The 21,255-nt window shown below is 70.3% G+C and carries 18 protein-coding genes and 1 tRNA gene; 12 read left to right on the top strand and 7 right to left on the bottom strand.

The window, feature by feature from the left end:
* The first annotated feature begins 60 nt into the window (after positions 1 to 60).
* The 4 genes from N1032_RS16960 to N1032_RS16945 are packed head-to-tail and all read left to right on the top strand — an operon-like array spanning position 61 to position 4,688.
* Positions 61 to 1,209, top strand: coding sequence for a hypothetical protein (locus N1032_RS16960; protein WP_259540364.1), 1,149 nt, complete (start codon positions 61 to 63; stop codon positions 1,207 to 1,209).
* On the top strand, positions 1,206 to 2,339 hold the full coding sequence (locus tag N1032_RS16955) for a mandelate racemase/muconate lactonizing enzyme family protein (RefSeq protein WP_259540363.1): 1,134 nt from the start codon (positions 1,206 to 1,208) through the stop codon (positions 2,337 to 2,339). Before N1032_RS16960 ends, N1032_RS16955 begins: the two co-directional genes overlap by 4 nt.
* Entirely contained in the window at positions 2,327 to 3,214 is an 888-nt protein-coding gene (locus N1032_RS16950) for an NAD-dependent epimerase/dehydratase family protein (RefSeq protein WP_259540362.1), read from the top strand. The genes N1032_RS16955 and N1032_RS16950 overlap by 13 nt, the downstream gene beginning before the upstream one ends.
* 34 nt (positions 3,215 to 3,248) lie before the next feature.
* Positions 3,249 to 4,688 (top strand): alanine--tRNA ligase-related protein, encoded by a 1,440-nt coding sequence (locus tag N1032_RS16945; RefSeq protein WP_259540361.1) that lies wholly within the window; start codon positions 3,249 to 3,251, stop codon positions 4,686 to 4,688.
* 315 nt (positions 4,689 to 5,003) lie between these two features.
* Here the strand turns inward: N1032_RS16945 and N1032_RS16940 are convergent, their stop codons facing one another.
* The 3 genes from N1032_RS16940 to dinB form a co-directional block, all read right to left on the bottom strand.
* On the bottom strand, positions 5,004 to 5,219 hold the full coding sequence (locus tag N1032_RS16940; protein WP_259540360.1) for a hypothetical protein: 216 nt from the start codon (positions 5,217 to 5,219) through the stop codon (positions 5,004 to 5,006).
* A 5-nt stretch (positions 5,220 to 5,224) separates the two neighbouring features.
* Entirely contained in the window at positions 5,225 to 5,824 is a 600-nt protein-coding gene (gene dcd / locus N1032_RS16935) for a dCTP deaminase (protein ID WP_259540359.1), read from the bottom strand.
* A 62-nt stretch (positions 5,825 to 5,886) separates the two neighbouring features.
* A complete protein-coding gene (gene dinB / locus N1032_RS16930; RefSeq protein WP_259540358.1) occupies positions 5,887 to 7,083 on the bottom strand; it encodes a DNA polymerase IV in 1,197 nt (398 codons plus the stop codon).
* A gap of 104 nt (positions 7,084 to 7,187) precedes the next feature.
* On the opposite strand from dinB, the gene N1032_RS16925 reads away from it, so the two are divergent.
* Together N1032_RS16925 and N1032_RS16920 are read left to right on the top strand one after the other, a co-directional pair.
* Positions 7,188 to 7,261, top strand: a tRNA-Gly gene (locus tag N1032_RS16925).
* 126 nt (positions 7,262 to 7,387) lie between these two features.
* The gene (locus N1032_RS16920; RefSeq protein WP_259540357.1) at positions 7,388 to 7,786 is read left to right on the top strand and encodes a DoxX family protein; all 399 of its coding nucleotides are present in this window, start codon (positions 7,388 to 7,390) and stop codon (positions 7,784 to 7,786) included.
* Here N1032_RS16920 and N1032_RS16915 read toward each other — a convergent pair.
* Together N1032_RS16915 and N1032_RS16910 are read right to left on the bottom strand one after the other, a co-directional pair.
* Entirely contained in the window at positions 7,783 to 8,643 is an 861-nt protein-coding gene (locus N1032_RS16915) for a hypothetical protein (protein ID WP_259540356.1), read from the bottom strand. The genes N1032_RS16920 and N1032_RS16915 overlap by 4 nt on opposite strands.
* Complete coding sequence (locus N1032_RS16910; RefSeq protein WP_259540355.1) at positions 8,636 to 11,413, bottom strand: DUF4062 domain-containing protein; 2,778 nt, start codon at positions 11,411 to 11,413, stop codon at positions 8,636 to 8,638. Before N1032_RS16910 ends, N1032_RS16915 begins: the two co-directional genes overlap by 8 nt.
* 122 nt (positions 11,414 to 11,535) lie before the next feature.
* On the opposite strand from N1032_RS16910, the gene N1032_RS16905 reads away from it, so the two are divergent.
* Genes N1032_RS16905 through N1032_RS16895 form a run of 3 tightly spaced genes read left to right on the top strand, consistent with a single transcriptional unit; the run spans position 11,536 to position 14,629 of the window.
* On the top strand, positions 11,536 to 12,597 hold the full coding sequence (locus N1032_RS16905) for an alpha/beta hydrolase (protein ID WP_259540354.1): 1,062 nt from the start codon (positions 11,536 to 11,538) through the stop codon (positions 12,595 to 12,597).
* A gap of 44 nt (positions 12,598 to 12,641) precedes the next feature.
* Positions 12,642 to 13,613, top strand: a complete 972-nt coding sequence (locus N1032_RS16900; protein WP_259540352.1) for a nucleoside hydrolase — start codon at positions 12,642 to 12,644, stop codon at positions 13,611 to 13,613.
* Positions 13,613 to 14,629 carry an MBL fold metallo-hydrolase gene (locus N1032_RS16895; protein WP_259540351.1) on the top strand — a complete coding sequence of 339 codons (1,017 nt, stop codon included), beginning with the start codon at positions 13,613 to 13,615 and terminating at the stop codon, positions 14,627 to 14,629. The genes N1032_RS16900 and N1032_RS16895 overlap by 1 nt, the downstream gene beginning before the upstream one ends.
* Before the next feature lie 65 nt (positions 14,630 to 14,694).
* On the opposite strand, the gene N1032_RS16890 is transcribed toward N1032_RS16895, so the two are convergent.
* Entirely contained in the window at positions 14,695 to 17,208 is a 2,514-nt protein-coding gene (locus N1032_RS16890) for a helix-turn-helix transcriptional regulator (protein WP_259540350.1), read from the bottom strand.
* 249 nt (positions 17,209 to 17,457) lie between these two features.
* Here N1032_RS16890 and N1032_RS16885 point away from each other — a divergent pair, with 249 nt between their 5' ends.
* From N1032_RS16885 to N1032_RS16875, 3 genes are all read left to right on the top strand, one after another.
* A complete protein-coding gene (locus N1032_RS16885) occupies positions 17,458 to 18,111 on the top strand; it encodes a dienelactone hydrolase family protein (protein ID WP_259540349.1) in 654 nt (217 codons plus the stop codon).
* Positions 18,112 to 18,151: 40 nt separating this feature from the next.
* Positions 18,152 to 18,451, top strand: coding sequence for a DUF2470 domain-containing protein (locus N1032_RS16880; protein WP_259540348.1), 300 nt, complete (start codon positions 18,152 to 18,154; stop codon positions 18,449 to 18,451).
* A gap of 86 nt (positions 18,452 to 18,537) precedes the next feature.
* Positions 18,538 to 19,191 carry a biliverdin-producing heme oxygenase gene (locus N1032_RS16875; protein WP_259540347.1) on the top strand — a complete coding sequence of 218 codons (654 nt, stop codon included), beginning with the start codon at positions 18,538 to 18,540 and terminating at the stop codon, positions 19,189 to 19,191.
* A 27-nt stretch (positions 19,192 to 19,218) separates the two neighbouring features.
* Here N1032_RS16875 and N1032_RS16870 read toward each other — a convergent pair whose 3' ends face one another.
* Positions 19,219 to 21,180, bottom strand: a complete 1,962-nt coding sequence (locus N1032_RS16870; protein ID WP_259540346.1) for a YhgE/Pip family protein — start codon at positions 21,178 to 21,180, stop codon at positions 19,219 to 19,221.
* Between the last annotated feature and the right edge of the window lie 75 nt (positions 21,181 to 21,255).

The raw sequence follows: 21,255 nt of genomic DNA, 5'->3' as shown, positions 1-21,255 counted from the left end.
CTACCGCACCGCCCGTCCGGCACCACCACCGAAATCCCGACACCCTCCAAGGAGACATCCATGTCCCATCCCACCCGCATCGCGGCGGTCGCCGCCGCCTCCGGCCTGCTGCTGCTGTCTGCCTGCAGCAGCGCCGCGCCCGCCGCCCAAGACGCCGAGGCGGCCGGCGGAGACGGCGCGCTCAGCGCCTGCCCTTCGACCGTCGTGCTGCAGACGAACTGGTTCCCCGAGCCCGAGCACTCCGCCGCCTATGCGCTGATCGATCCCGCTGAGGCCACCATCGACGCCGACGCCGGAATCTATTCGGGTCCGGCGATCGCCGATCCGAACATCACCATCGAAGTGCGCGCCGGCGGCCCGTTCATCGGCTTCCAGCAGTCGACCGCACTGCTCTACTCCGACGACTCGATCATGCTCGCCATGATCGACACCGACGAGTCGGTGAAGCTCTCGAACGACCAGCCCACCAAGGCCGTGTTCACGCCGTTGCAGAAGAACCCGCAGATCCTGCTCTGGGACCCGACGAAATACGACTTCTCCGACCTCTCCGAGGTCGCCGCGAGCGACGCCACGGTGCTCTACTTCCAGGGCGCCACTTACATGGACTACCTGATCGCGCAGGGCGACGTGCGCGCCGACCAGGTCGACGGTTCGTTCGACGGCTCGGTCACCCGCCTCGTGGCCGGCGAGCCCGTGGTGCTGCAGGGTTACATCACGCAGGAGCCTTACCGCCTGATGCACGAGTTCACCGACTACGGCCGCGAGGTGGACTCGTTGCTGATCGCCGATTCGGGCTACGACATCTACCCGGCCGCCTGGTCAGGCAAGCCCGATGTCGTCGCGGCGCAGTCCGACTGCCTCGCCCAGTTGGTGCCGGCCATGCAGCAGGCGCAGATCGACTACATGGAGTCGCCGGATGCGGTGAACCAGGCCATCTCCGACTACCTCGTGAAGATCGACCAGTTCTTCCAGATCTCTCCCGAGGCCGCCGCCTATGTGCACGACGTGATGCAGGACGACGCCCTCGTGACCAACGGCACCGACGGCGTGTTCGGCTCCTTCGACGCCGACCGGATGAAGCGGATGACAGACCTGCTCGAAGGCATCTACGCCGGCACCGATGTCGAGGTCGCCGACGGCCTCACCGCCGACGACATCTACACCAACGAATTCCTCGACCCCTCCATCAGCTACACCGAAGGCAAGTGACCCACGTGCGCATCCGCTCCATCACCCCGCTCCCACTACGCATGACCACCGACTATTCGTCGATGACCTATTTCACCGTGAAGATCGAGACCGACGACGGCCTGGTGGGCTGGGGTGAGAGCTGCGACTGCTTCGGCATCTCCTACCCTTCGATCCTGCAGGCGTTCGTCGACGACGTCTACGCACCCGCGGTGGTAGGGCGGGAGCTCGGTGAGGCGCGGAGCGCACTCGACGACGTGCATCGCGCCACCCGGCGCACCCTGGGCGACCAGTTCAGCGCCTCGCAGTCCCGCAGTGCGATCGACATCGCGCTGCGGGATCTGGAGGGGCGCGCGTCCGGAACCTCCTTGTCGAACACCCTGGGCAGGGTGAAGGACTCGGTGCGGATCTACGCCGGCAACAGCCACTTCCTCGACTCCCAGGAGGCGCCTGACCACCTGGCGATGCTCGCGCCGCTGCTCGACCGGGGTGTCTCGATCGTGAAGCTGCGGATCGGCTCCGACTGGCGGAACTCGCTGCGGGTGCTGCGCGAGCTGCGGCGCGAGCTCGACCGCATCGACGAGACCATCGAGATCACTGTGGACGGCAGCGAGCTCTTCACAGTGGCGGAGTCCATCGAGATCGCCGCCCGGCTCGGTGACTTGCGGGTCGGCTGGTTCGAGGAGCCGGTGCAGAGCTACCGACTGGGCGCGATCGCGCAGGTCGTGCGCGCCTCCCCCGTTCCGGTGGCCTACGGCGAGCACTTCTTCGGCACCGAATACGCGCTCGACGCCCTGGAGCTCACCGGCATCTCGGTGATCCAACCCGACGCCTCCATCTGCGGCGGGGTCGACGAGGCGCGAATGCTCGCGCGCACGGCGCTGCTCCGCGGGGCCAGGGTGGTCATGCATCTGCACGGCGGGCCCATCTCGTTCGCGGCCAACCTGCACGTGGCCGCTTCGGTCGCCGGGGTCGAGGTCATCGAGTACCCGTTCCACCTCTCGCCCGTGATGAATCGGGTTGCCGCCGACGCCGGGTTCGGAATCGACGCCATCGTCGACGGACGCATCGCGGTACCATCGGGGCCCGGCCTCGGCATCGCGGTCGACGAATCCGTGATCGAGGAGGCGCACCGCGCATGGCTGGCCTGAACGTGCTGGTGACCGGCGCCCGTGGGAAGGTGGGCCGCGCGGCCGTGACGGCGCTCGTCGCCGCCGGGCACGTCGTGCGCTCGACCGACATCGTGCGACCGGTCTATGACGCCGACGAGTCGAATGAGGTGCCCTACGTGCAGGCCGACCTCACGAACGGAGCGGATGCGTTCGCCGTGGTGCGCGGAATGGACGCGGTCGTGCACGCGGCCGGCATCCCGGAGCCTTCTAAGAACACCCCGAACACCGTGTTCCTCACCAATGTCACGGCGGCGTTCAACGTCGTCGAGGCGGCCGCGCACTCGGACGTGCGACGGTTCGTCAACCTCTCGAGCGACTCGGTGTCGGGCATGACGTGGGCCTCGCGCCCGTTCACCGGGCTCGCCTGCCCCATCGACGAGTCGCACCCCGACCTCGCCCACGACGCCTACGGCCTGTCCAAACGGGTCTCGGAGGTGCTGTGCGACGGCCTCGTCGGGCGATCGGATGCCACGGCCGTGTCGATCCGGCCCACCTGGGTGCTCACTCCCGAGAGTTACGAGGCGAACCTGCGACCGTTCTTCGACGACCCCGACCTCACGAGCGCCGTGTTCTGGGCCTACATCGACGTCGCCGATCTCGCCGACCTGATCGTGCTCGCGGTCGGATCGTCGACTCCCGGTCACGAGGTCGTCTACGCCGCGGCCGCCGACAACATCGGCGGCCGGGACCTCGCCGACGCGATGGCGCGCTTGCACCCCGAGGTGCCGGTCGGCCCGCTGGAGAGGGTCGACGCATCCGGAATCAGCTCGCGGAAGGCCCGGGAGCTGTTCGGGTGGGCGGCGACCCGCTCATGGCGAGACCACCTCGACGAGAGCGGCCGCCGACGCGGGTGACCACGGCCCATGCGGGCTCTGGCATGCTGATGGCATGGACGCCCACGAGATCCGCAACTCCTACCTCGCCTTTCTGCAAAGCAACGGTCACACGGTGATCGAGCGGGCGCCCCTCGTGCCCCGCGGCGACACCAGCACCCTTTTCAACGGCAGCGGGATGCAGTCGCTGCTGCCCTTTCTGCTCGGGGCGGAGCATCCGGCCGGCAAGCGACTCACCGACAGCCAGCCGTGCGTTCGGGCGCAGGACATCGACGACGTGGGCGACAACCGCCACACCACGTTCTTCGAGATGCTCGGCAACTGGTCGCTGGGTGACTACTTCAAAGAGACGCAGATCAGGCAGTTCTTCACGTTCTTGGTCGACATCGTGGGGCTCGATCCGCAGAAGATCTACGTGACCTGCTTCATCGGCGACGCCGAGAACGGCATTCCTCGCGACGACGAGGCCGCGGCGATCTGGCAGACGGTGTTCGCCGAGAAGGGCATCACGGCCGAGGTGGCCGAGATCGGCAGCCAGGCCGACGGCGACGCGCGGGGCGTGCGGCCGGGGGAGCGCATCTTCTTCTACGACGGCGGTGAGAACTGGTGGTCGCGGGGCGGGTCGCTCGCCGGCACGCCGATCGGCGACCCGTGCGGGCCCGACAGCGAGGTGTTCTACGACTTCGGGCCGGAGTTCCAGGATGCGTCGTTCGGCCTCGCGCACCCGGCCAGCGACGGCGGGCAGTTCATGGAGATCGGCAATCAGGTGTTCATGCAGTACCGGCGGCTCGACGACGGGTCGTTCGAGGAGCTCGCCCGGCGGAACGTGGACTTCGGGGGTGGGCTCGAGCGCATCGCGGCGGCATCCATCGGGTCGGATGACGTCTTCCGCATCTCACTGCTGTGGCCCATCATCGCGGCGCTGCAGAACCTGACGGGCCGCTCCTACGAAGACGAGACCTCGTCGATGCGCATCATCGCCGACCACCTGCGCGGCGCGACCTTCTTGGCGGTCGACGGGGTGCGCCCTTCGAACAAGGAACAGGGCTACGTGATGCGGCGGCTGTTGCGCCGCGCCATCCGGCTGGCTCTGTCGCTCGGACTGACCGAGAACTTCTTCGCCGAGATCGTGCCGGTGATCGCGGATCTCTACGCCGACGACTACCCCGAGGTGGCGGCGTCTCGCGACGAGGTGATCGCGGTGCTGGTGAAGGAGGAGAACTCGTTCCGGCGCACGCTCGAGGGCGGGCTGCTCGCCCTCGCCGACTACCAGGGGCAGACGTTGACCGGGGCGGACGTGTTCCGGCTGTCGGACACCCACGGGTTTCCGAAGGAGCTCTCGGTGGAGGAGGCCCGCCGGCTCGGCATCGCCGTGGCCGACGACTGGCAGGCGGAGTTCGCGCTGGCCCTCGAGGAGCAGCGGGCGCGGTCGCGCGGCGCCACGCGCCTCGGCGCGGCGGGCCTGCCGGGTGGTGCCCCCGGCGCGGGCGCCTGACCCGGGGCCGACCATCCCGCGGCTTCGGGAGGCCGATCGGCCCTCGGGAGGCCATAGCGGCCTCCCGAGCTCGACCCGCGCCCGAATGGCCTCCTGACCACAAGCTCGCACCCGCCGGGCTTCCCCGCCGGAGTGGCATGGTCGGCCCCACAGGAGCGGTTCGCACCCGCTCGGGAGGCCGATCCACCTTTCGGAGGCCACCGCGGCCTCCCGAGGGCGGGTGCCGGCCGGGTCGGCCTCCCGAGGAGGGGGGCAGGCGGCATCCGGGCCGCAGCACGATCCAGCGGGCGGCGAGGCGGCATCCGGGCCCGGAGGCTAGCGCGAGGAGCGGATGCCGCGCAGGTCGGCGAGCACGTCGGCCGGCACACCGTCGACGGGCGGCCCGTGCAGGGCGAAGTCGTCGAGGGACTGCTCGAGCGCCCCGCCGCCGGCGAACGAGACGGCGCCGAGGTTCTCGTACCAGAGCAGGGTGGTGCCCGACAGGTCCACCCCGCCGTTGCCCCATTGCCAGCTGCGGTCCATCGATCTCACGGCCCTCAGGCGTCGGGGCTGGTGCCCTCCGACACGTCGCTGCGGTGGAAGTTGAGGTGCGAACGCGACGCGGTCGGCCCCCGCTGCCCCTGGTAGCGCGAGCTGTAATCGCTCGACCCGTAGGGCCGCTCGGTGGGGCTCGAGAGCTGGAAGAAGCACATCTGACCGATCTTCATGCCCGGCCACAGCTTGATCGGCAGCGTCGCCACGTTCGACAGCTCGAGCGTCACGTGCCCCGTGAACCCGGGGTCGATGAACCCGGCCGTGGAGTGCGTCAGCAGCCCGAGCCGGCCGAGAGAGCTCTTGCCCTCGAGGCGCGCGGCGATGTCGTCGGGCAGGCTCACCCGCTCGAAGGTGGAGCCGAGCACGAACTCGCCCGGGTGCAGGATGAACGGCTCATCCGGCTTCGTCTCGATCAGCCGCGTGAGCTCGGGCTGGTCTTCGGCGGGGTCGATGAACGGGTATTTGTGGTTGTCGAACAACCGGAAGAAGCGGTCGAGCCGCACGTCGATCGACGACGGCTGCAGCATCGCCGGTTCGTAGGGCTCGAGGCTGACGCGGTTCTCACGGATCTGGGTGCGGATGTCGCGGTCGGAGAGGAGCACGCAGTCAGTGTAACGGCGCTCCCGCCGTTGTCACCCCGGGCGGCCGCCCGGGGCCGCCGCCGTCACTCGTGTTCGGGCAGCAGCGGTGTCGACACACCCGCATCCCGGCCCAGCTGCGCGGCGCGACCGACGGATGCCGCGCCGAATCGATCCCGCACCGCGTCGAGCACGGTGTCGAGTCGGGCCCCCTCGTTCCAGTCGATCGGCAGCTCGGGCTGCAGGGCGTCGACGCGGCCCAGGTGCGACAGCGAGATGCCGATGAGCGTGATGCCGCGCTCCGCGATCTCGGGCAGCGCGGCCGCGAGCAGCCCCCGCGCCACGGCGAGCAGCACCGCGGTGCGATCGGTGGGCGTGCCCATCGTGTGCGACCGGGTGGCCTTCACGAAGTCGCCGTAGCGCAGGCGCAGCACGACCGTGCGGCACACGCGGTCGCCGTCGCGCAGGCGCCGGGCGAGGCGATCGACGATCTGCGTCAGGAACAGGTCGAGCTCGTCGGGCGAGCGCGGCCGGCTGCCGAGCGCGCGCTGCGAGCCGATCGACCCGCGACGACGGGTGGTGTCGACCGGGCGCGGATCGCGCAGCCGGGCCAGCGCGTGCAGGTGGGCGCCGACCGCCTTTCCGAGCAGCTGCTCGGCGGTCGCGGCCTCGAGTTCGGCGAGCTGACCGACCGTGGTGATGCCGAGCCGATGCAGCTTAGACGCCGTGACGGCGCCCACTCCCCAGAGCCTCTCGACCGGCAGCGGCAGCAGAAACGCCTGCTCGCCATCGGGCTCGACCACGAGCAGACCGTCGGGCTTGCTCACCGCACTCGCGACCTTGGCCAAGAACTTGGTGCGCGCCACGCCCACCGAGATGGCGAGCCCCACCTCGGCGCGCACGCGCTCCCGCAACCGCACGGCGACCTGCTCGGGACTGCCGGCGATGCGCCTCAGCCCACCGACCTCGAGAAAGGCCTCGTCGATCGAGAGCCCCTCCACGAGCGGTGTCGTGTCGCGGAAGATGTCGAACACGTCGCGACTCGCCGCCGAATAGGCCTCCATGCGCGGCGGCACGACCACGGCATCCGGGCACAGCTCACGCGCCTGCCGGCCGCCCATCGCGGTGCGCACCCCGCGCGCCTTCGCCTCGTAGCTCGCGGCGAGAACGACCCCGCCGCCGACGATCACCGGGCGACCGCGGAGCGCCGGCGCGTCTCGCTGCTCGACCGACGCGTAGAAGGCGTCGAGATCGGCGTGCAGCACGGTCGCCTCGTTCCGCATCGGCCCTCCCGCCGGTCGTCGTCGCCGCTATCGTCGCACGCACCGGCGACATGCGCCGCCCGGTTCGGCTATCCTGCTGAAGACGCCTACGACGTAGGCGGCGCGCGGATGTAGTTCAATGGCAGAACTTCAGCTTCCCAAGCTGATAGCGCGGGTTCGATTCCCGTCATCCGCTCCACGAGACCGCCCTGAGCCGAGCGCTCCAAGACCACGCGACGCACGACGCGATGCGTCGTGGGGTTCGATTCCCGTCATCCGCTCCACGAGGTTCTTAGGGCAGCCAGCCCGGGTGCAGGATGAGCACATGACTCAGAAGCGCTCGGTCGCCCGCACCATCGCCCGCATCCTGCTCGGCCTCGCTCTCGTCGGCGCCGGCACCACGCACCTCACGGTCGCCCGCAAAGACTTCCAGGCGCAGGTGCCCGACTGGGTGCCGCTCGACAAAGACACCGTGGTGCTGGCATCCGGAGTCGCCGAGATCGCCCTCGGCACCGCCCTCACCGTGCTGCCGAAGCACCAGAAGGCGGTCGGCGACATCGCCGCGGTGTTCTTCACCGCGATCTTCCCGGGGAACATCTCGCAGTGGCTCAACGGGCGCGACGCGTTCGGCCTCGACGACGACCGCAAGCGCGCGCTGCGGCTGCTTTTTCAGCCCCTGCTCGTGGCGTGGGCGGTCTGGTCGACCCGACCGGCTCGCCGCTAGACGGCAGCAGCCGTGCGCCGCCGGTCGCAATAGAGGTAGAAGCCCGCGAAGGCCAGCAGTGAAACCACGATGCCGCCCACGAACAGCGGCGTCGCGGGCCGCGACCACAGCAGGTCACTCCCGCGGATGGCGAGCGCCGCCGCGATGAACACGAGGCTCACCAGTTCGGCCTGCACCACCCAACGGAACGCCGACCACCGCGCGTCGACGAGCATCCACACGTTCACCATGCCGGGCAGGGTCAGGATGGCGCCGCACACCCTCGCGGTGAGCGGCGTGAGTTGCCACGCCCACCCGTCGATCGCGAACTGCGGCACCACGAAGAGCACGACACCCGTCGCAAGCGCCGCGAGACCGATCACCGCGAGCACGACGCGCAGCCACAGCGGCAGCAGGAAATCGCGCAGCTCGGGCGCGCCGCGGTCTTCTCCGCGCTGCACGACGACCGCCGCAGCCACCAGGAACGGCGTCGTCACATAGAGCGTCACCCACACGATGAACGAGATATGCCCGAAATGGAATCTGTCCCAGTGCAGGAAGGTCGAGATCGACAGCAGCGAGGCGAACACGATCACGGCGGGAAAGCCCCAGCGCACGCGATGCCACGCTCGCTGCCGGATGACGGTGACGAAGAACCAGATGCCGCCGATGTAGGCGCACGCCAAGAACATCGCCGACAACGGCGGCGTGATCGTCCAGGCGAAGAGCTCCTCGGTGCGCCCTGGCAGGATGTGGAGCAGCACACTCGCCACCACGAGGAACGGCACGATGAGCAGCCCCACCCCACGGGTGTAGCGACGGATGCGATCGGTCGCCACCCCGGCGCCCGCCCCCGGTGTGGCCGTGCGGTCACTCACCGCCCTGCCCCTCCCGAGCCGGCACCCCTTCACCCAGCGCCACGGCGACCGCGGCTTCGGGGGTGAGCGCGCGACCTTCGGCGAGCGCCGACTCGAACACCACGGCCGTGTCGCCGGGCTGCGCGCCGGACTCGGCCGGCGGGGCCGGAGCTGCCGGAGCTGCCGGCGACTCGCCCGCCCCCGCCCCCGCCAGCATCCGGTCCACCAACGGCTGATGGAACGAGAACACCGGCGCGTTGTAGAGCCCCGCCCGCCGCCGCAGCGTCTGCGAGGCGCCGAGCAGCAACCCGGCGCGGCGCGCGTCGCCGAGCATGGCCGCCACCGCCACCATGCCCTCGAGCCCGTAGGCGACGCCGTCGTCGTGCCCCAACCGGGTCGAGATCGCCAGGTTCTCGGCGAAATCGGCGTTCGCCTTCGCCGGCTCGCCGAGCAGCAGCTGCGCCCAGCCGAGGTGGTTCAGGGCGATCGTCTCGCCGAGCTCATCGCCCTGCCGACGGGTGAGCTCGAGGCTCTCGTCGAACCGGTTGAGGGCCGCATGCACCTTCTGCTGCAACAGGGCGACCCGACCCAGAGTCACGAGCACCAGCGCCTCGCCCCACACGTCGCCGCTCTCACGGAAGAGCCCGAGACTGGTTTCGAGCGCGTCGTCCGCCCTCGCGGCATCCGGTTCCGCCGCCGCCAGCACGGCCAGCGCGAGTGACACGAGCGCGAGCGCCTCACCGGCCGGCTCGCCCTCGCGATGGAACAGGTCGGCACTCTCGGTCAGCCCCTGCACGACCGTGCCGTCGGGATCTTGCCAGAACGTGATCGCCCGGGTGAAGTACAGCGCGATCGCCCGAGCACGGTCACTCAGGTCGCCCGCCGCCAGCACCTCGTCCATCCAGCCGCGCACTTCGCCGAGATGGCCGTCGACCCACCAGTAGACGTAGAGCGTCCACGCGAACGACGCCACCCGGTCCCACTCGCCCCGATCGAGCAGGTAGCGCGCCACGGACCGCAGGTTGTCATGGTCGTCAGCGAGCTCCTGCATCAGCCGCCGTTGCTTCGGACCCTCGAGATCGAGCTCGGCAGCGACCCCCACGCCGATGAAGTAGCTCGCGTGCCGCTCGCGCATGTCGTCGAGCAGCGCGTCATCGGCGAGCTGCTCGAGCGCGAACTCGCGCACCGTGGCGAGCAACGAGAACCGCGAGCGATCACCGCTGTCGTGCTGGCTCACGAGGCTGCTGTCGACCAGGGTCGCCAGCACGGCGAGGGTGTCGGATGCCGCGTCCGCGCCACTCGGCCCGGTGACGGCCTCCGCGGCCTCGAGCGAGAACCCGCCGTCGAAAACCCCGAGGCAGCCGAGAAGTCGGCGCTCGTCGGCGCCCAGCAGGTCGACGCTCCACTCGATGGTGCTGCGCAACGTGCGCTGGCGGGCCGGCAGGTCGCGCGCGCCGCCCACCAGCAGGGGCAGCTGCCGGTCGAGCCGCTCGAGCATCGCGGCCGGGGTGAGCAGCCGCACCCGGGCGGCCGCGAGCTCGAGCGCGAGGGGCACTCCGTCGAGCGCGGCGCAGATGCGCACCACGGCCGCCACGTTGTCGGGCCCCACCTCGAAGTCGGGGCGCACGGCGTGCACCCGCTCGACGAACAGCGCCACCGAGGCGATGCGGGTGATCGCGTCGAGATCGGAGTAGTCGGCCGACCGCGGCAGCCCGAGCGGACCCACCTCGTAGGCGTACTCACCCGAGATGCGCAGCAGCACCCGGCTCGTCACCACCACGGTCAGCCCCGGCGACGACGTGAGCAGATGCACGATCGCGGGCCCGGCACCGACGACCTGTTCGAAGTTGTCGAGCACCAGCAGCATCCGGCGGCCGCGCAGCGCGGTGAGCAGCTTGTCGCCGATCGGGGCGTCGCCGGTGTCGCGCACGCCGAGGGTCTGGGCGATGGCGCCGAGCACGAGGTCGGGTTCGTGCACCGACGAGAGGTCGACGAAGGCGGTGCCTCCGGGATAGTCCGGCGCGAGCCGGTCGGCCACCTCGATCGCAAGACGGCTCTTGCCGATGCCGCCGGGGCCCGTCAGGGTGACGAGCCGCGTGCCGGGCCGCCGCAGCATCCGTTCGACGTCGTCGACCTCGTGCTGCCGGCCGATCAACGCCGTGAGCGGCACGGGCAGGTCGGCGGGGGAGAGGGGCGCGGGCGCTCCGCCGGGAGGGGTGGCCGCGGCATCCGGCGTCATCGCGGTGAGGGGGCCGGATGCCGCCGCGGCGGGCTCCACCGAGGCACGACCGCCCCGCACGAACGCGCGGCTCTGGTCGAACCGCTCGGCCAGCAGCGTCGCCAGATCGGCCTCGAGCAGCTCGCCGAGCTCGGCGGCATCGCTGAAGTACTTGAACGAGGCGGTGTCGTCGCTGCGCACCCGGTCGAGCAGATCGACCAGGCGCGACTCCCGCGCGTCGGCGGGGTCTTTGATGTACATCAGCTTCGGCAGCGCCGCCGGTGCGAGCACGTACTCGTCTTCGAGCCCCGAGATGCTCTCCTCCGGCGCCACCCAGCCGTAGCGCTCCCAGTAGATGCCGACGAACACGTCGCTCTGGTCGAGGTAGGCGCGATAGAGCTCGCGGGGCGGATGCGGTCGGGCACCGAGCTCGAACATCACGGGCGCGAGGTGAAGTCGCTCGATCGCGGCGCGCGCGGCTTTGCGCTCGGGCGCGAGTTCTTTGAGAGTCGAGCTCACGAACACACGCAAGCGCTGGTCGGGGGTGCGGATCGTCGTAGGGAACGAGTCCATGCCTTGATTGTGTTGGGGCACGCCGTTCAAGTCCAGTCCCCCGAGCAGGGCCCAGCGCCCGTGCGGCCGCTTCACGGGTGGCTCGCAGGGTGGTCTCAAGCGCCGCACGTAGCCTGGCGCGCATGAGTTCGGTCAGCGTGAACGCGGTAAGCACCGGCGGCACGGGCGCGCGACGCTGGAGCTGGGCCTCGGTGAAGAGCGGCAGCGGCCTGGTGCGACGGCTCCCGGTGTGGGCCTGGCGGCTGCTGATGCACACCGTCAGCCGCAGTGAGCGCGTGCGCTTCAACGCCGACCCGATCACCGAGGTCGACTACCGGCTCGACATCGACTTCGTGGGCGACGGCATCCGGGCCCACCGGCTCGACGTGATCTCTCCGGTGCCCTCCGATGGCCGGGCGGCCGGGCCGCTGCCCGTCTACATCTACTTCCACGGCGGCGGCTGGACCTCGGGCGACAAGGGCGCACTCACCAAGTACTGCGCGAGCCAGGCGCTCGGCGGCATGGTGGTGGTGAACGTCAACTACCGGCGCGCCACCCGGTTCACCATGGCGCACATGCTGCACGACGCGAACGCCGCGCTCGCCTGGGTCGACCGCCACATCGCCTCGTTCGGCGGCGACCCGCGGCGCATCGTGCTCGGCGGCGATTCCGCCGGTGGTCAGATCTCGGCCCTGCTCGCCGCCGCGCACTTCCGGCCCGAGCTCGCCGAGCACTACGACCTCGAACCCGCGGTCGACCGCCGGAGCCTGCGAGGCCTGGTGCAGCACTGCAGCGTGGTCGACTTCTCGGTGATGTTCGAGCGGGGATTCATCCTGAGCCTGAATTTCGTGCGCATGCTGCTGCCCGGCGCTAAGGGGCGGGCGGGGTTGCGGCCCACCGAGTTGCGCCGTGCCGCCCGCGTGCTCTCGCCGATCGAGTGGCTCGACGGATCGTTCCCGCCCGTCTTCGTCACCACCAGCGAGCACGACTACTTCTACACCGCGAACCTCAACTTCATCCGCCGCCTGCGCGAGCACCGCGTGCGGGTCGACGCGCTCATCTACGACCGCAACGCCACGAACACCCTGCACACCTGGCAGCAGAACGCCCGCTACCCCGAGTCGCAGGAGGTCTACCAGCGCCTGCAGCAGTTCGTGCACGAGGTGACGACGGATGCCGCGGCCCTCGCACCCCGCGCACGCTAGAACGCGCCTCCGCACGCGATCGCGTCCCCGCTAGATTGGATGGCGTGACGCATCCTGTACTGCTCGACGTCGACACCGGCATCGACGACGCCATGGCCATCCTGTTCGCCGTCGCCCACCCCGACATCGAGGTGCTCGCGATCACATGCGTCGCCGGCAATACGTCGCTCGAGAACGTGGTGGCCAACACGCTGAAGGTGCTCGACATCGCCGACGCGCCCGCCATTCCGGTCGCCGCCGGGTCGCGACGCCCGCTGATCGAGCCCGCCCGGTCGTCGCACGTGCACGGCGTCGACGGTCTCGGCGACCTCGGTCTGCCGGTGTCGGAGCGCACCCCCGACCCCCGTCACGCCATCGACCTGATGCGCGACACCCTGCTCGCCGCCACCGAACCCGTGACGATCGTGGCGCTGGCCCCGCAGACGAACATCGCCCTGCTGCTGCGGCAATACCCCGACGTCGTGCCGCACATCGCACGCATCCTGTTCATGGGCGGGTCGGCGAGCGGCGGCAACGCCACCCCGGTGGCCGAGTTCAACGTGTGGCACGACCCCGAGGCCGCCGCCATCGTGCTCGACTCCGGCGCGCCGGCGTTCATGTACGGCCTCGACGTGTTCAACCAGGTGGTGATCGCCGAGTCCGACGCCGACGCCCTCGCCGCGAGCGGCACCGCATCGGGCCGGCTCACCGCCGCCCTGCTGCACTCGCAGATGGCCGACCCCGAGGAGGAGCAGGCGACGGATGCCGCGGGCCCGGTCTATGGCGGGCACATCGGCGACGCCGGCGCTCTATGCGCCCTCGTCGATCCCGAGGCGCTCCGCATCGGCCGCCATCCCGTGCGGATCGAGCTGGCCGGGGTCGGGCGGGGCCAGACCATCGTCGACCGCCGGCGACGGGTGGGCGAAGACGTGCACCATGGCGGCGGTGGGGAGGCCGCCGTGATCGACGTGGCCCTCGACGTCGACGCTGCGCGCTACGCCCGCCTCTTTCTCGACACCATCGCCCGCCTGCCGTGATGCTGGCCCTGAGCCAGGCGGAATACGACGCCGAGACCACCGGCGGCCGCGCACCTGAGCCCTCCGCGGCTCGCGACGGGCTCTGGGTGGTGCCGCAGCCCATGCCGGGCGAGCACTCACCGCTCTACACGCTCACCTACCTGCTGCGCGACGACCGCGGAGGGCTGCACCTCATCGATCCGGGCTTCGGCTCCGACGCCAACCACGAGCGGTTCGTCGCGTTCCTCGCCGGGCTCGGTGCAAGCCCGGCCGACATCTCGTCGATCACCGTCACGCACCTGCACCACGACCATCTCGGAGCCGCCGAGCGCCTCCGCCGCGACTCCGGGGCGCCCGTCGCCGTGCACCGCATCGAGCAGGCGGCGCTCGTGGCCGTGGCCGAAGAGACCAGAGCGCGGTCGGCGACCCGCCCCGAGCGGCTCGACGCGTGGGGCGTGCCGGCCGAACGCCGGGCGGAGCTCGAGGCCGTGTCGGAGCGGGCCGCCCAGCGCGAACCCTCGGCGCCGTTCGAGGCGGATCGGCTGCTCGAGACCGGAGACCTGCTCGACATCCCCGGCCGCGACATCCGGGTGCTGCACACCCCGGGTCACACTCCCGGCCACATCAGCGTGGTCGACGCCGATTCGCGGGTGCTCTTCACAGGCGACCACCTGCTGCCCACCGTCTTCCCCGGCCTCGGGCTCGGGGGCCCCGCCGCCGACCCGGTGGGCGACTACCTGCGCTCGCTCGACGCCATCGACGCGTTCGGCGATCACGAGGTGTTTCCCGGCCACGGCTACCGCTTCACCGGGCTCACCGAGCGCGTCGAGGTCACCCGGCAGCACCACCTCACCCGTTCGGCCGAGATCGCCGAGATCGTGCGCCTCGACCCGCACGCGCCGATCTGGCGCATCGCGGAGCGCGTGCACTGGAGCGCCGGCTGGCACAACCTGCGCGGGTTCTACCTGCAGTCTGCCCTCGCCCAGACCGAGATGCACGTGAACCACCTGCGGGCGCAGGGGCTCGCGGCATCCTGACCCGCCGCCCATGGACGAGCTGAGACCGGCGGTCATCGCCATCCTGCTCGGCGCTTTCGTGCGCGTCAGAGCACATCCCGGAGGTCGGCGCGACCGCGCACACCCAGCTTCCGGTAGACCGTCTGAAGATGCGTCTCCACAGTGCGAACCGAGAGCACGAGCCGCGCGGCGATCTCCCGGTTGGGCATGCCCGATGCCGCCAGCCGGGCGAGCTCGAGTTCCCGACTCGACAGTTCCTTGGCCGGCGCCGCCGCGATCAGAGGCATGCTTTTCAAGCCGACGAAGGCGATCCGTTCATCACGCAATCTCCCGGAGGCGGCAGCGTGCCGCTTGTCGCCCGCCCGAAGGTGGAGGGTCGCGGCGCGGTCGTATGCTTCCGCGGCGATGAACTGATGGCCGCTGACGGCCGCGGCCGACCCGACGCTGTCGAACTCGGCCGCGAGCGACCTGGTCTCTTCGAGCTCGGTGCGGTCTGAGGCGTCCGACACCTCGCGGGCTGCCGTCGCTCGCGCGAGGCTCAAGGTCATGTCGACGTAGTCACAGTCCATGTCGGCGCCGAGCTGCTCGATGCGCTCGAGCAGATCGTGTGCCGGCCCGACTCGGCCGGCATCGATGAGGGCGGCGAAGCTCGAGAACAGGAAGCCACCGCCGGCGTACGTGTCTGCGGCCTGGATCATCCGTTCTCGCGCGTGCTCGAGGTCACCGGATGCGGCCAGGATCCATCCTTCGATCAGAAGGATCTGGCCAGAGACCGCCGGTTCGGCGCCGTCGTCGCTGTCGCTGGTGACCGGGAGCGCGGCCCGCGCCCCCTCCGCGTCACCCGCTTGGGCGAGGGCGGCCGCGAGGTCCGCCTGCACGCGCGCGAGTGTGCGATCGACACCTGCGCTCTTCAGCACGGCGATGGCCGACTCGAACTCCGCGACGGCATCTTCGACCCGGCCGCAATGCATCAGCAGCGTACCGATGCCCCATCCGCACAGCGCCTGGGCGACGGGTTGCCCGAACGCTCCGGCCGCTTCGCGGATCGCGAGGAGCACCGGAAGGGACTCGGCCGCGCGGCCCCGCAAGACATTGAGGCTCGCACGAACCATGTGCACGTGTGTCGCGTCGGCTCCCTCCGCGGTGTAGGCGGCCTCGGCCTCGTCGAAGGCGTCGGACGCTCGGGCGACATGGCCGAGCATGAGCTCCGTCGCGCCCACGTGAAAGTACGCCTCCGCTCGCTCGACCCCGGCCAGTTCGGGCAATGCGGCCGTGATCAGCGCGGCCGCCTCGAACGGTCGGCCGAGGTTGTAGAGCTGGAGGCCCCGGAGGATGTCGCGGCGCGCGTCCGAGAGGGCGAGCTGGCCCAAGACCTCTCCCGGGATGAGTTCCGCCGCCTGCCTCGTGCTCTCGCGGGCATGGCGGCTGAGAGCTTGAAGGGCTTCCGCGCGCTGCTCGTCGTCGCCCGCCTCGGCGGCCAGGCGTGTGAGTCGCGCCAGAGCCTGCTCGGAGAACCCGGCCTGCACCTCCGCGGCGGCCAGCACGATCTCGGCATCGAACCCTCCTCTGGCATCGACCGCTGCGGTTGCGATCCGGTAGGACTGCAGTGCGCTCGGTGTCCGCAGCGAAGCGCGGGCCGCCCGCGTGAGTGTGGCGGCCGGCAGAGACAGACCGAGGTCGAGGCTGTGCTGCGCCACAGCGACGAGTTCTCCCTCGGTGAGCGTGTCGGCCGACTTCGCCGAGAGCGTCGCGGTGATGGCCGACGCGATCCGCCACCGTCGGAGAACGGCGATCGCAAGCGTGGTGATGAGCTCGTCGACTCCGTCGCGAATGTGCAGCTGCGGATGGGAGAGCACAGTGACATCGACCATTCCGGCTTCTTCGAGAGCCTCGAGTTCCCGTTCGGCGCTGACCCGAGGAACGTCGAGCCGCTCGAGTATCTCCGTGGCGGCGGTCAGGGTCAGGCCCGGCGCGAGACTGAGCACGTCGAGGATGGTCTCGGCGTGCGGATGAAGCAAACGGACGTCCTGGCCGGTGCTCCGCGAGAACACAAGGCTACGGAGGGCATCGTTCTTCGGCACCGGTCCGGTGAACGTCCACACCCCGTCCGTGTCGGTCAGCGCCCCGGCACGGGTCGCCACTGCCAAGGCTTCACTGAGGCCGGCGACGTGGTCTCCGCCTCGAGCAGGGATGAACACCGGAATGCTTCCGGCATCCAGTGGGCCGCCGAGGCGGAGCTCCGCGATCGTCAGCAGCTCGCGGGCGGCCAGCGCTTGAAACGTGATCTCCACCAGGAGGCCTTCGCTGCGAAGGTGCTCGATCGTTTCGGGCAGGCGGAGTCCGGCCAGGGCGGAAGCGAGGGGAACGATCTCGCCCGCGCGCACGGCGCGACCGAATCGAACGAGCTGCGCCTCATCGAGCTGGTGCACGTCGTGTCCCACCCAGAGATTCGACGGCACCTGGTCGCCCAAGCGATCCGCGACTTCGCGCATGAAGCGGGTTCGCCCCGACCCGATGGTGCCGGTGACGATCACCCCTACTCCCGCGCGAAGCGCAGTCAGCGCTTGCTGCAACTCGCTGCGTCGCCCTACGTATGGCACTGGCTCGTCCACCACGGCGTTTCCCATCCCCTACGGTTCACCCGGAGCTCGACGTCGAGATCCGGTCTCGGGAGACCATTCCTACACCGACCCGCCGACGTAGTCACTACGTAGCGCTCACCCTGCTATTACTGAACTTTGCTCGGGTTGGCTCGGCTGCCGTGGTGCCACGCATCACTCGCCCGCGGTCTGGGGCGGCGGTATATGCGGTCGCCGTGCCAGAATTGACCCAACCGACCGGAGGATGACGTGGCCGAATTCGTCGACATCCCCTCCCCGGGCTGGCCGCTGGAGTTCGGTGAGCCGGGCCGGCCGGCCATCGTGCTGGTGCACGATTCCTACGGGCGGCTGCCCTACCTCGAGGCCTATGCGAAATCGCTCGCCAACCAGGGCTTCTACGTGGCGGTTCCAGACCTCTTCGACGGTCTCGCCACGGTGCAGGCCGAGGGCGCGGCAGATCTCGAGGCGCGCGCCGACGACGGCTTCGCGCTCGCCACGCTCGACGACGCGGTCGCCCTCGGCCGGGGCCACGGCGCAGCCCGAGTGGGCCTGATCGGGCTCGGGCTCGGCGGCAGGTTCGCCTTGAGGCTGGCCCAGAGCGGGGCCGCGGATGCCGTGGTCGCCTACTACGCGGTGCTCGGCGACGACGAGGCGGGCGTCATCCCGTGCCCGGTGCTGCTGCATCGGCCCGCGAGCGGGGAGTGGGCCCAGCGCGAGGAGGCCGACGCCGACGCCTTCGTGAGCCGGCTGAAGGAGCACGGAACACCGGTCACCCAACACACCTATGCAGCGGCCGCCGAGGGGTTCGCGAACGCCACGATGCTCGAGCTGCTCGACAAGAACGCCGCCGCCCTCGCCTTCGTCCGGTCGACCTACTTCCTGCAGGCGCAACTGCTCGACTAGCGGCGATTCGGCCGACGCGCCGCCAAGTAAGGTAACCCTCATGAGCACTTTCGCACCCGAGGTCGTCGAGGCGATCCTGCGTCACATGAACGGCAACCACTCCGACGACAACCTGCTGATCGCCCGCGCCTTCGTCGACCCGGCCGCGACGGCCGCCACGATGACCGGTCTCGACGGCGACGCGGGGGTGTGGAACGTGACGGTCGGCGAGCGCACGACCGCGGCATCCGTCACCTGGCCCGCCGGCGCCATCACCGAGCGGGCCGAGGTCAGGCGCGAGATCGTGGCGCTCTACGACGAGGCCTGCGCGGTGCTCGGCGTCGAGCCGCGCCCACACTGACGATCGATTCATCGGGAACCCCTAGATTGCCGACCGGCTCATGCCGCTAAAGTTAGGTCACACTAACTTCGTTTTGGAATGAGCGTATGGCTGCAGTGATCCCTTTCTCGCAAGCTCTTCGTGAGCGCACCTGGACCGGCCACAGCGACAGCGAGGGCGCCGGTTTCATGACCGACCTGATGAGCGGCAAAGGCACGCGCGACGATTACATCGCGCTGGTGGCGCAGCATTTCTTCATCTACGACGCGCTCGAGGCGGCCGCCGATCGCATGAAGAACGACCCGGTCGCCGCCGCCTTCATCTCGCCGAAGCTCACCCGGCTGCCGGCCATCGAAGAAGACCTGCGCTTTCTGATCGGGGAGGACTGGCGCGATCAGATGACCCCGCTGCCCACCACGGCGCGTTACGTGCGGCGAATCGACGAGGTCGCGGCCACCTGGAACGGCGGCTTCATCGCCCATCACTACACGCGCTACCTCGGCGACCTGTCGGGCGGCCAGATCATCCGCACGCTCATGCAGCGGCAGTTCGGCTTCGAGACCAACGGGGTGGGCTTCTACCTCTTCGGCGACATCGCGAAGCCCAAGGAGTTCAAAGAGACCTACCGCTCGCAGCTCGACGCGGTCGGCTGGGACGACAAGGAGCGCGACCGCGTGATCGACGAGGTGATGGTGGCCTACCGGTTCAACACCGAGCTGTTCCTCGACCTCGCCGACGCCAAGGCCACCGCAGTAGCCTGACCCCCCCCTTCGCCGAGTTGCGCCAAATTACCCTTCAGCAGCGCGGGGAAGGGCACTTTGGCGCAACTCGGCGAGAACTATGAGGCTTTGGGAGCGACGCCTGGTCACTGCGATGAGGCTCAGCGCCAGCCCGATCGCGGCGAACACGAGCAGCACCAGGGCCTCCTGGCCGGCCACGGATGCCGCCGCCGAACCACCCCCGATCAGCGCCTGCATGCCCGTGATCGCGTGCGACAAGGGCAGCAGCGTCGACAGCCCGGTGTAGAACGGTGAACTCAGCCCGTTGGGGATGATGACGGCCGCCGCCGCCACCTGCACCAACACGAGGGCGAGCGAGAGCAGGCGCCCTGCTTGCCCGAAGAGCGCCACGAGTCCCTGGTGCAGGGTCACGAACGCGAACGACATGAACAGCGAGAACGCGATGCTCCCGGCCACGTGCGCGGGAGCCGCGCCCACGAAGAACAGCACCAGCGCGACGATCGCCGCCTGCACGAGGCCCAGCACGACCGCCGGCACGAGCGACCCGATCACCACCCGCACGGTCGACGCGCTCGACGCGAGCGCGCGCCGCGTGAACGGCGTCAGCATGAGGTAGATCGCGAACGCGCCGATCCAGAGCGCCATCGGCACGGCGACCGCGGCGATGGCGGCCGCGGGGCTCGGCAGGGCCGCGATGTCGGACTGCCGGGTCACGATCGGGGTCGAGACCACCGTCGAGATGGCAGCCTGCTGATCGGTCGTGTAGGTGGGGATGGCCGCCGTCGCCTGGTGGAGGCCCCCGGCGAGTTGCGCGGTGCCCGAAGCCAGTTGCGCCGCTCCCGGGGCGAGTTGCGCGGTGCCTGACGCGAGCTGGGCGGCTCCGCTCGACAGTTGCCCGAGACCCGTGGCGAGCCCGCTCGTGCCGACCGCCAGTTGCGCCGCCCCCGACGAGGCACGCGCGAGGCCGTCGGTGAGCTGGGGCAGGTCGTCGGCGAAGGCCTGCTGCCCGGTGCGCACCACCCCGGCGCCGTATTCGAGCGCCGCGCCGCCGAGGGTGTCGAACGCCAGCCCGAGGGTGAGTCGATCGGCCGTGTCGCGCACCGCCGCTGCGTTGCCCTCGATGCGCAGCAGCTCCGCCCGGATGGCCTCCGGGTCGTCGGGCAGGTTCTCAGCCAGTGCCCGGATCGGGTCGATCACGGTCGTGCGCTGATCGCCGGCCATCGTGCCGGCGCGCACCGCCTGCTCGCCCACGTTGACGCGCAACAGGCCGATGCCGCCCTCCACGAGTCCGGTGCCGTCGGCGAGCTCCTGGGCGTAGGTGGGCAGATCGGTGGTGGCGGCGCTGATGGTCGCGAGGCCCCCGGCGAGCGATTGCGCCCCCGTGTCGAGCTCCGCTCCGCCGCGCGCGGCGGTGGCCATGCCGGTCGCCAGTTCGGCGCTGCCCGTGGCGAGCTGGTCGGCGCCGGTCGACAGCTTGCCCGCACCGCCGGCGAGTTCGTCGGCCGCCGTCGCCGCCTGCCCGATCGAGGCGTTGAGAGTCGTGAAGGCGCCCAGCGTCGTCGACACGAACTGCTTCGTCGCCTGGGTCGACAGGGCCGCCTGCAGATCAGACGACAGGGCGCTGGCGAGCATCTCGGTGACGTAGCTGTTGGCGCCGTTCGTCTGCACCTGCAGCTGCGCCTGCACCGGGTCGGTGCTCGAGATCGACACGTACGACGCCGAGAACGCGGGCGGAATGGTCACGACGGCCGCGAACCGACCCGATTCCAGCCCCGACGACGCGGTGTCGGCATCCGTCACGTTCCACGTGAAACCCTGCCCCGAGGTTCCGGAGGTGAGTTCGCTCACGAGCAGCTTGCCCGCCAGGAAGGGCGTCTCGGTGCCGTTCTGCTCGACCTGCACCATCTGGTCGAGGTTGACGACGGCCGCCGGCAGAGCGGGGCCGGTCGCCGAGGCGGCGGACTGGCTGGGCGTCACCAGGGCCGTCACCGCCACACCGGCGATGAGCAAGGGGTCAGCACGGCGAGCGCGATGGCGACGCGCCGGGCGACGGGCGACAGGGTGCCGGTGTCACCGCGGCGCACC

It is taken from the genome of Herbiconiux daphne, assembly GCF_024979295.1.
GTDB lineage: Bacteria > Actinomycetota > Actinomycetes > Actinomycetales > Microbacteriaceae > Herbiconiux > Herbiconiux daphnes.
This window is presented reverse-complemented; position numbering and strand designations above follow the sequence as displayed.

What these genes read in the sequence shown, in the direction of transcription:
- N1032_RS16960 (WP_259540364.1), top strand. Translation starts at nt 61, where the DNA reads ATGTCCCATCCCACCCGCATCGCGGCGGTCGCCGCCGCCTCCGGCCTG.
- N1032_RS16950 (WP_259540362.1), top strand. Translation starts at nt 2,327, where the DNA reads ATGGCTGGCCTGAACGTGCTGGTGACCGGCGCCCGTGGGAAGGTGGGC.
- N1032_RS16945 (WP_259540361.1), top strand. Translation starts at nt 3,249, where the DNA reads ATGGACGCCCACGAGATCCGCAACTCCTACCTCGCCTTTCTGCAAAGC.
- dinB (WP_259540358.1), bottom strand. Translation starts at nt 7,083, where the DNA reads ATGCGGAACGAGGCGACCGTGCTGCACGCCGATCTCGACGCCTTCTAC.
- N1032_RS16920 (WP_259540357.1), top strand. Translation starts at nt 7,388, where the DNA reads ATGACTCAGAAGCGCTCGGTCGCCCGCACCATCGCCCGCATCCTGCTC.
- N1032_RS16910 (WP_259540355.1), bottom strand. Translation starts at nt 11,413, where the DNA reads ATGGACTCGTTCCCTACGACGATCCGCACCCCCGACCAGCGCTTGCGT.
- N1032_RS16905 (WP_259540354.1), top strand. Translation starts at nt 11,536, where the DNA reads ATGAGTTCGGTCAGCGTGAACGCGGTAAGCACCGGCGGCACGGGCGCG.
- N1032_RS16895 (WP_259540351.1), top strand. Translation starts at nt 13,613, where the DNA reads ATGCTGGCCCTGAGCCAGGCGGAATACGACGCCGAGACCACCGGCGGC.
- N1032_RS16880 (WP_259540348.1), top strand. Translation starts at nt 18,152, where the DNA reads ATGAGCACTTTCGCACCCGAGGTCGTCGAGGCGATCCTGCGTCACATG.
- N1032_RS16875 (WP_259540347.1), top strand. Translation starts at nt 18,538, where the DNA reads ATGGCTGCAGTGATCCCTTTCTCGCAAGCTCTTCGTGAGCGCACCTGG.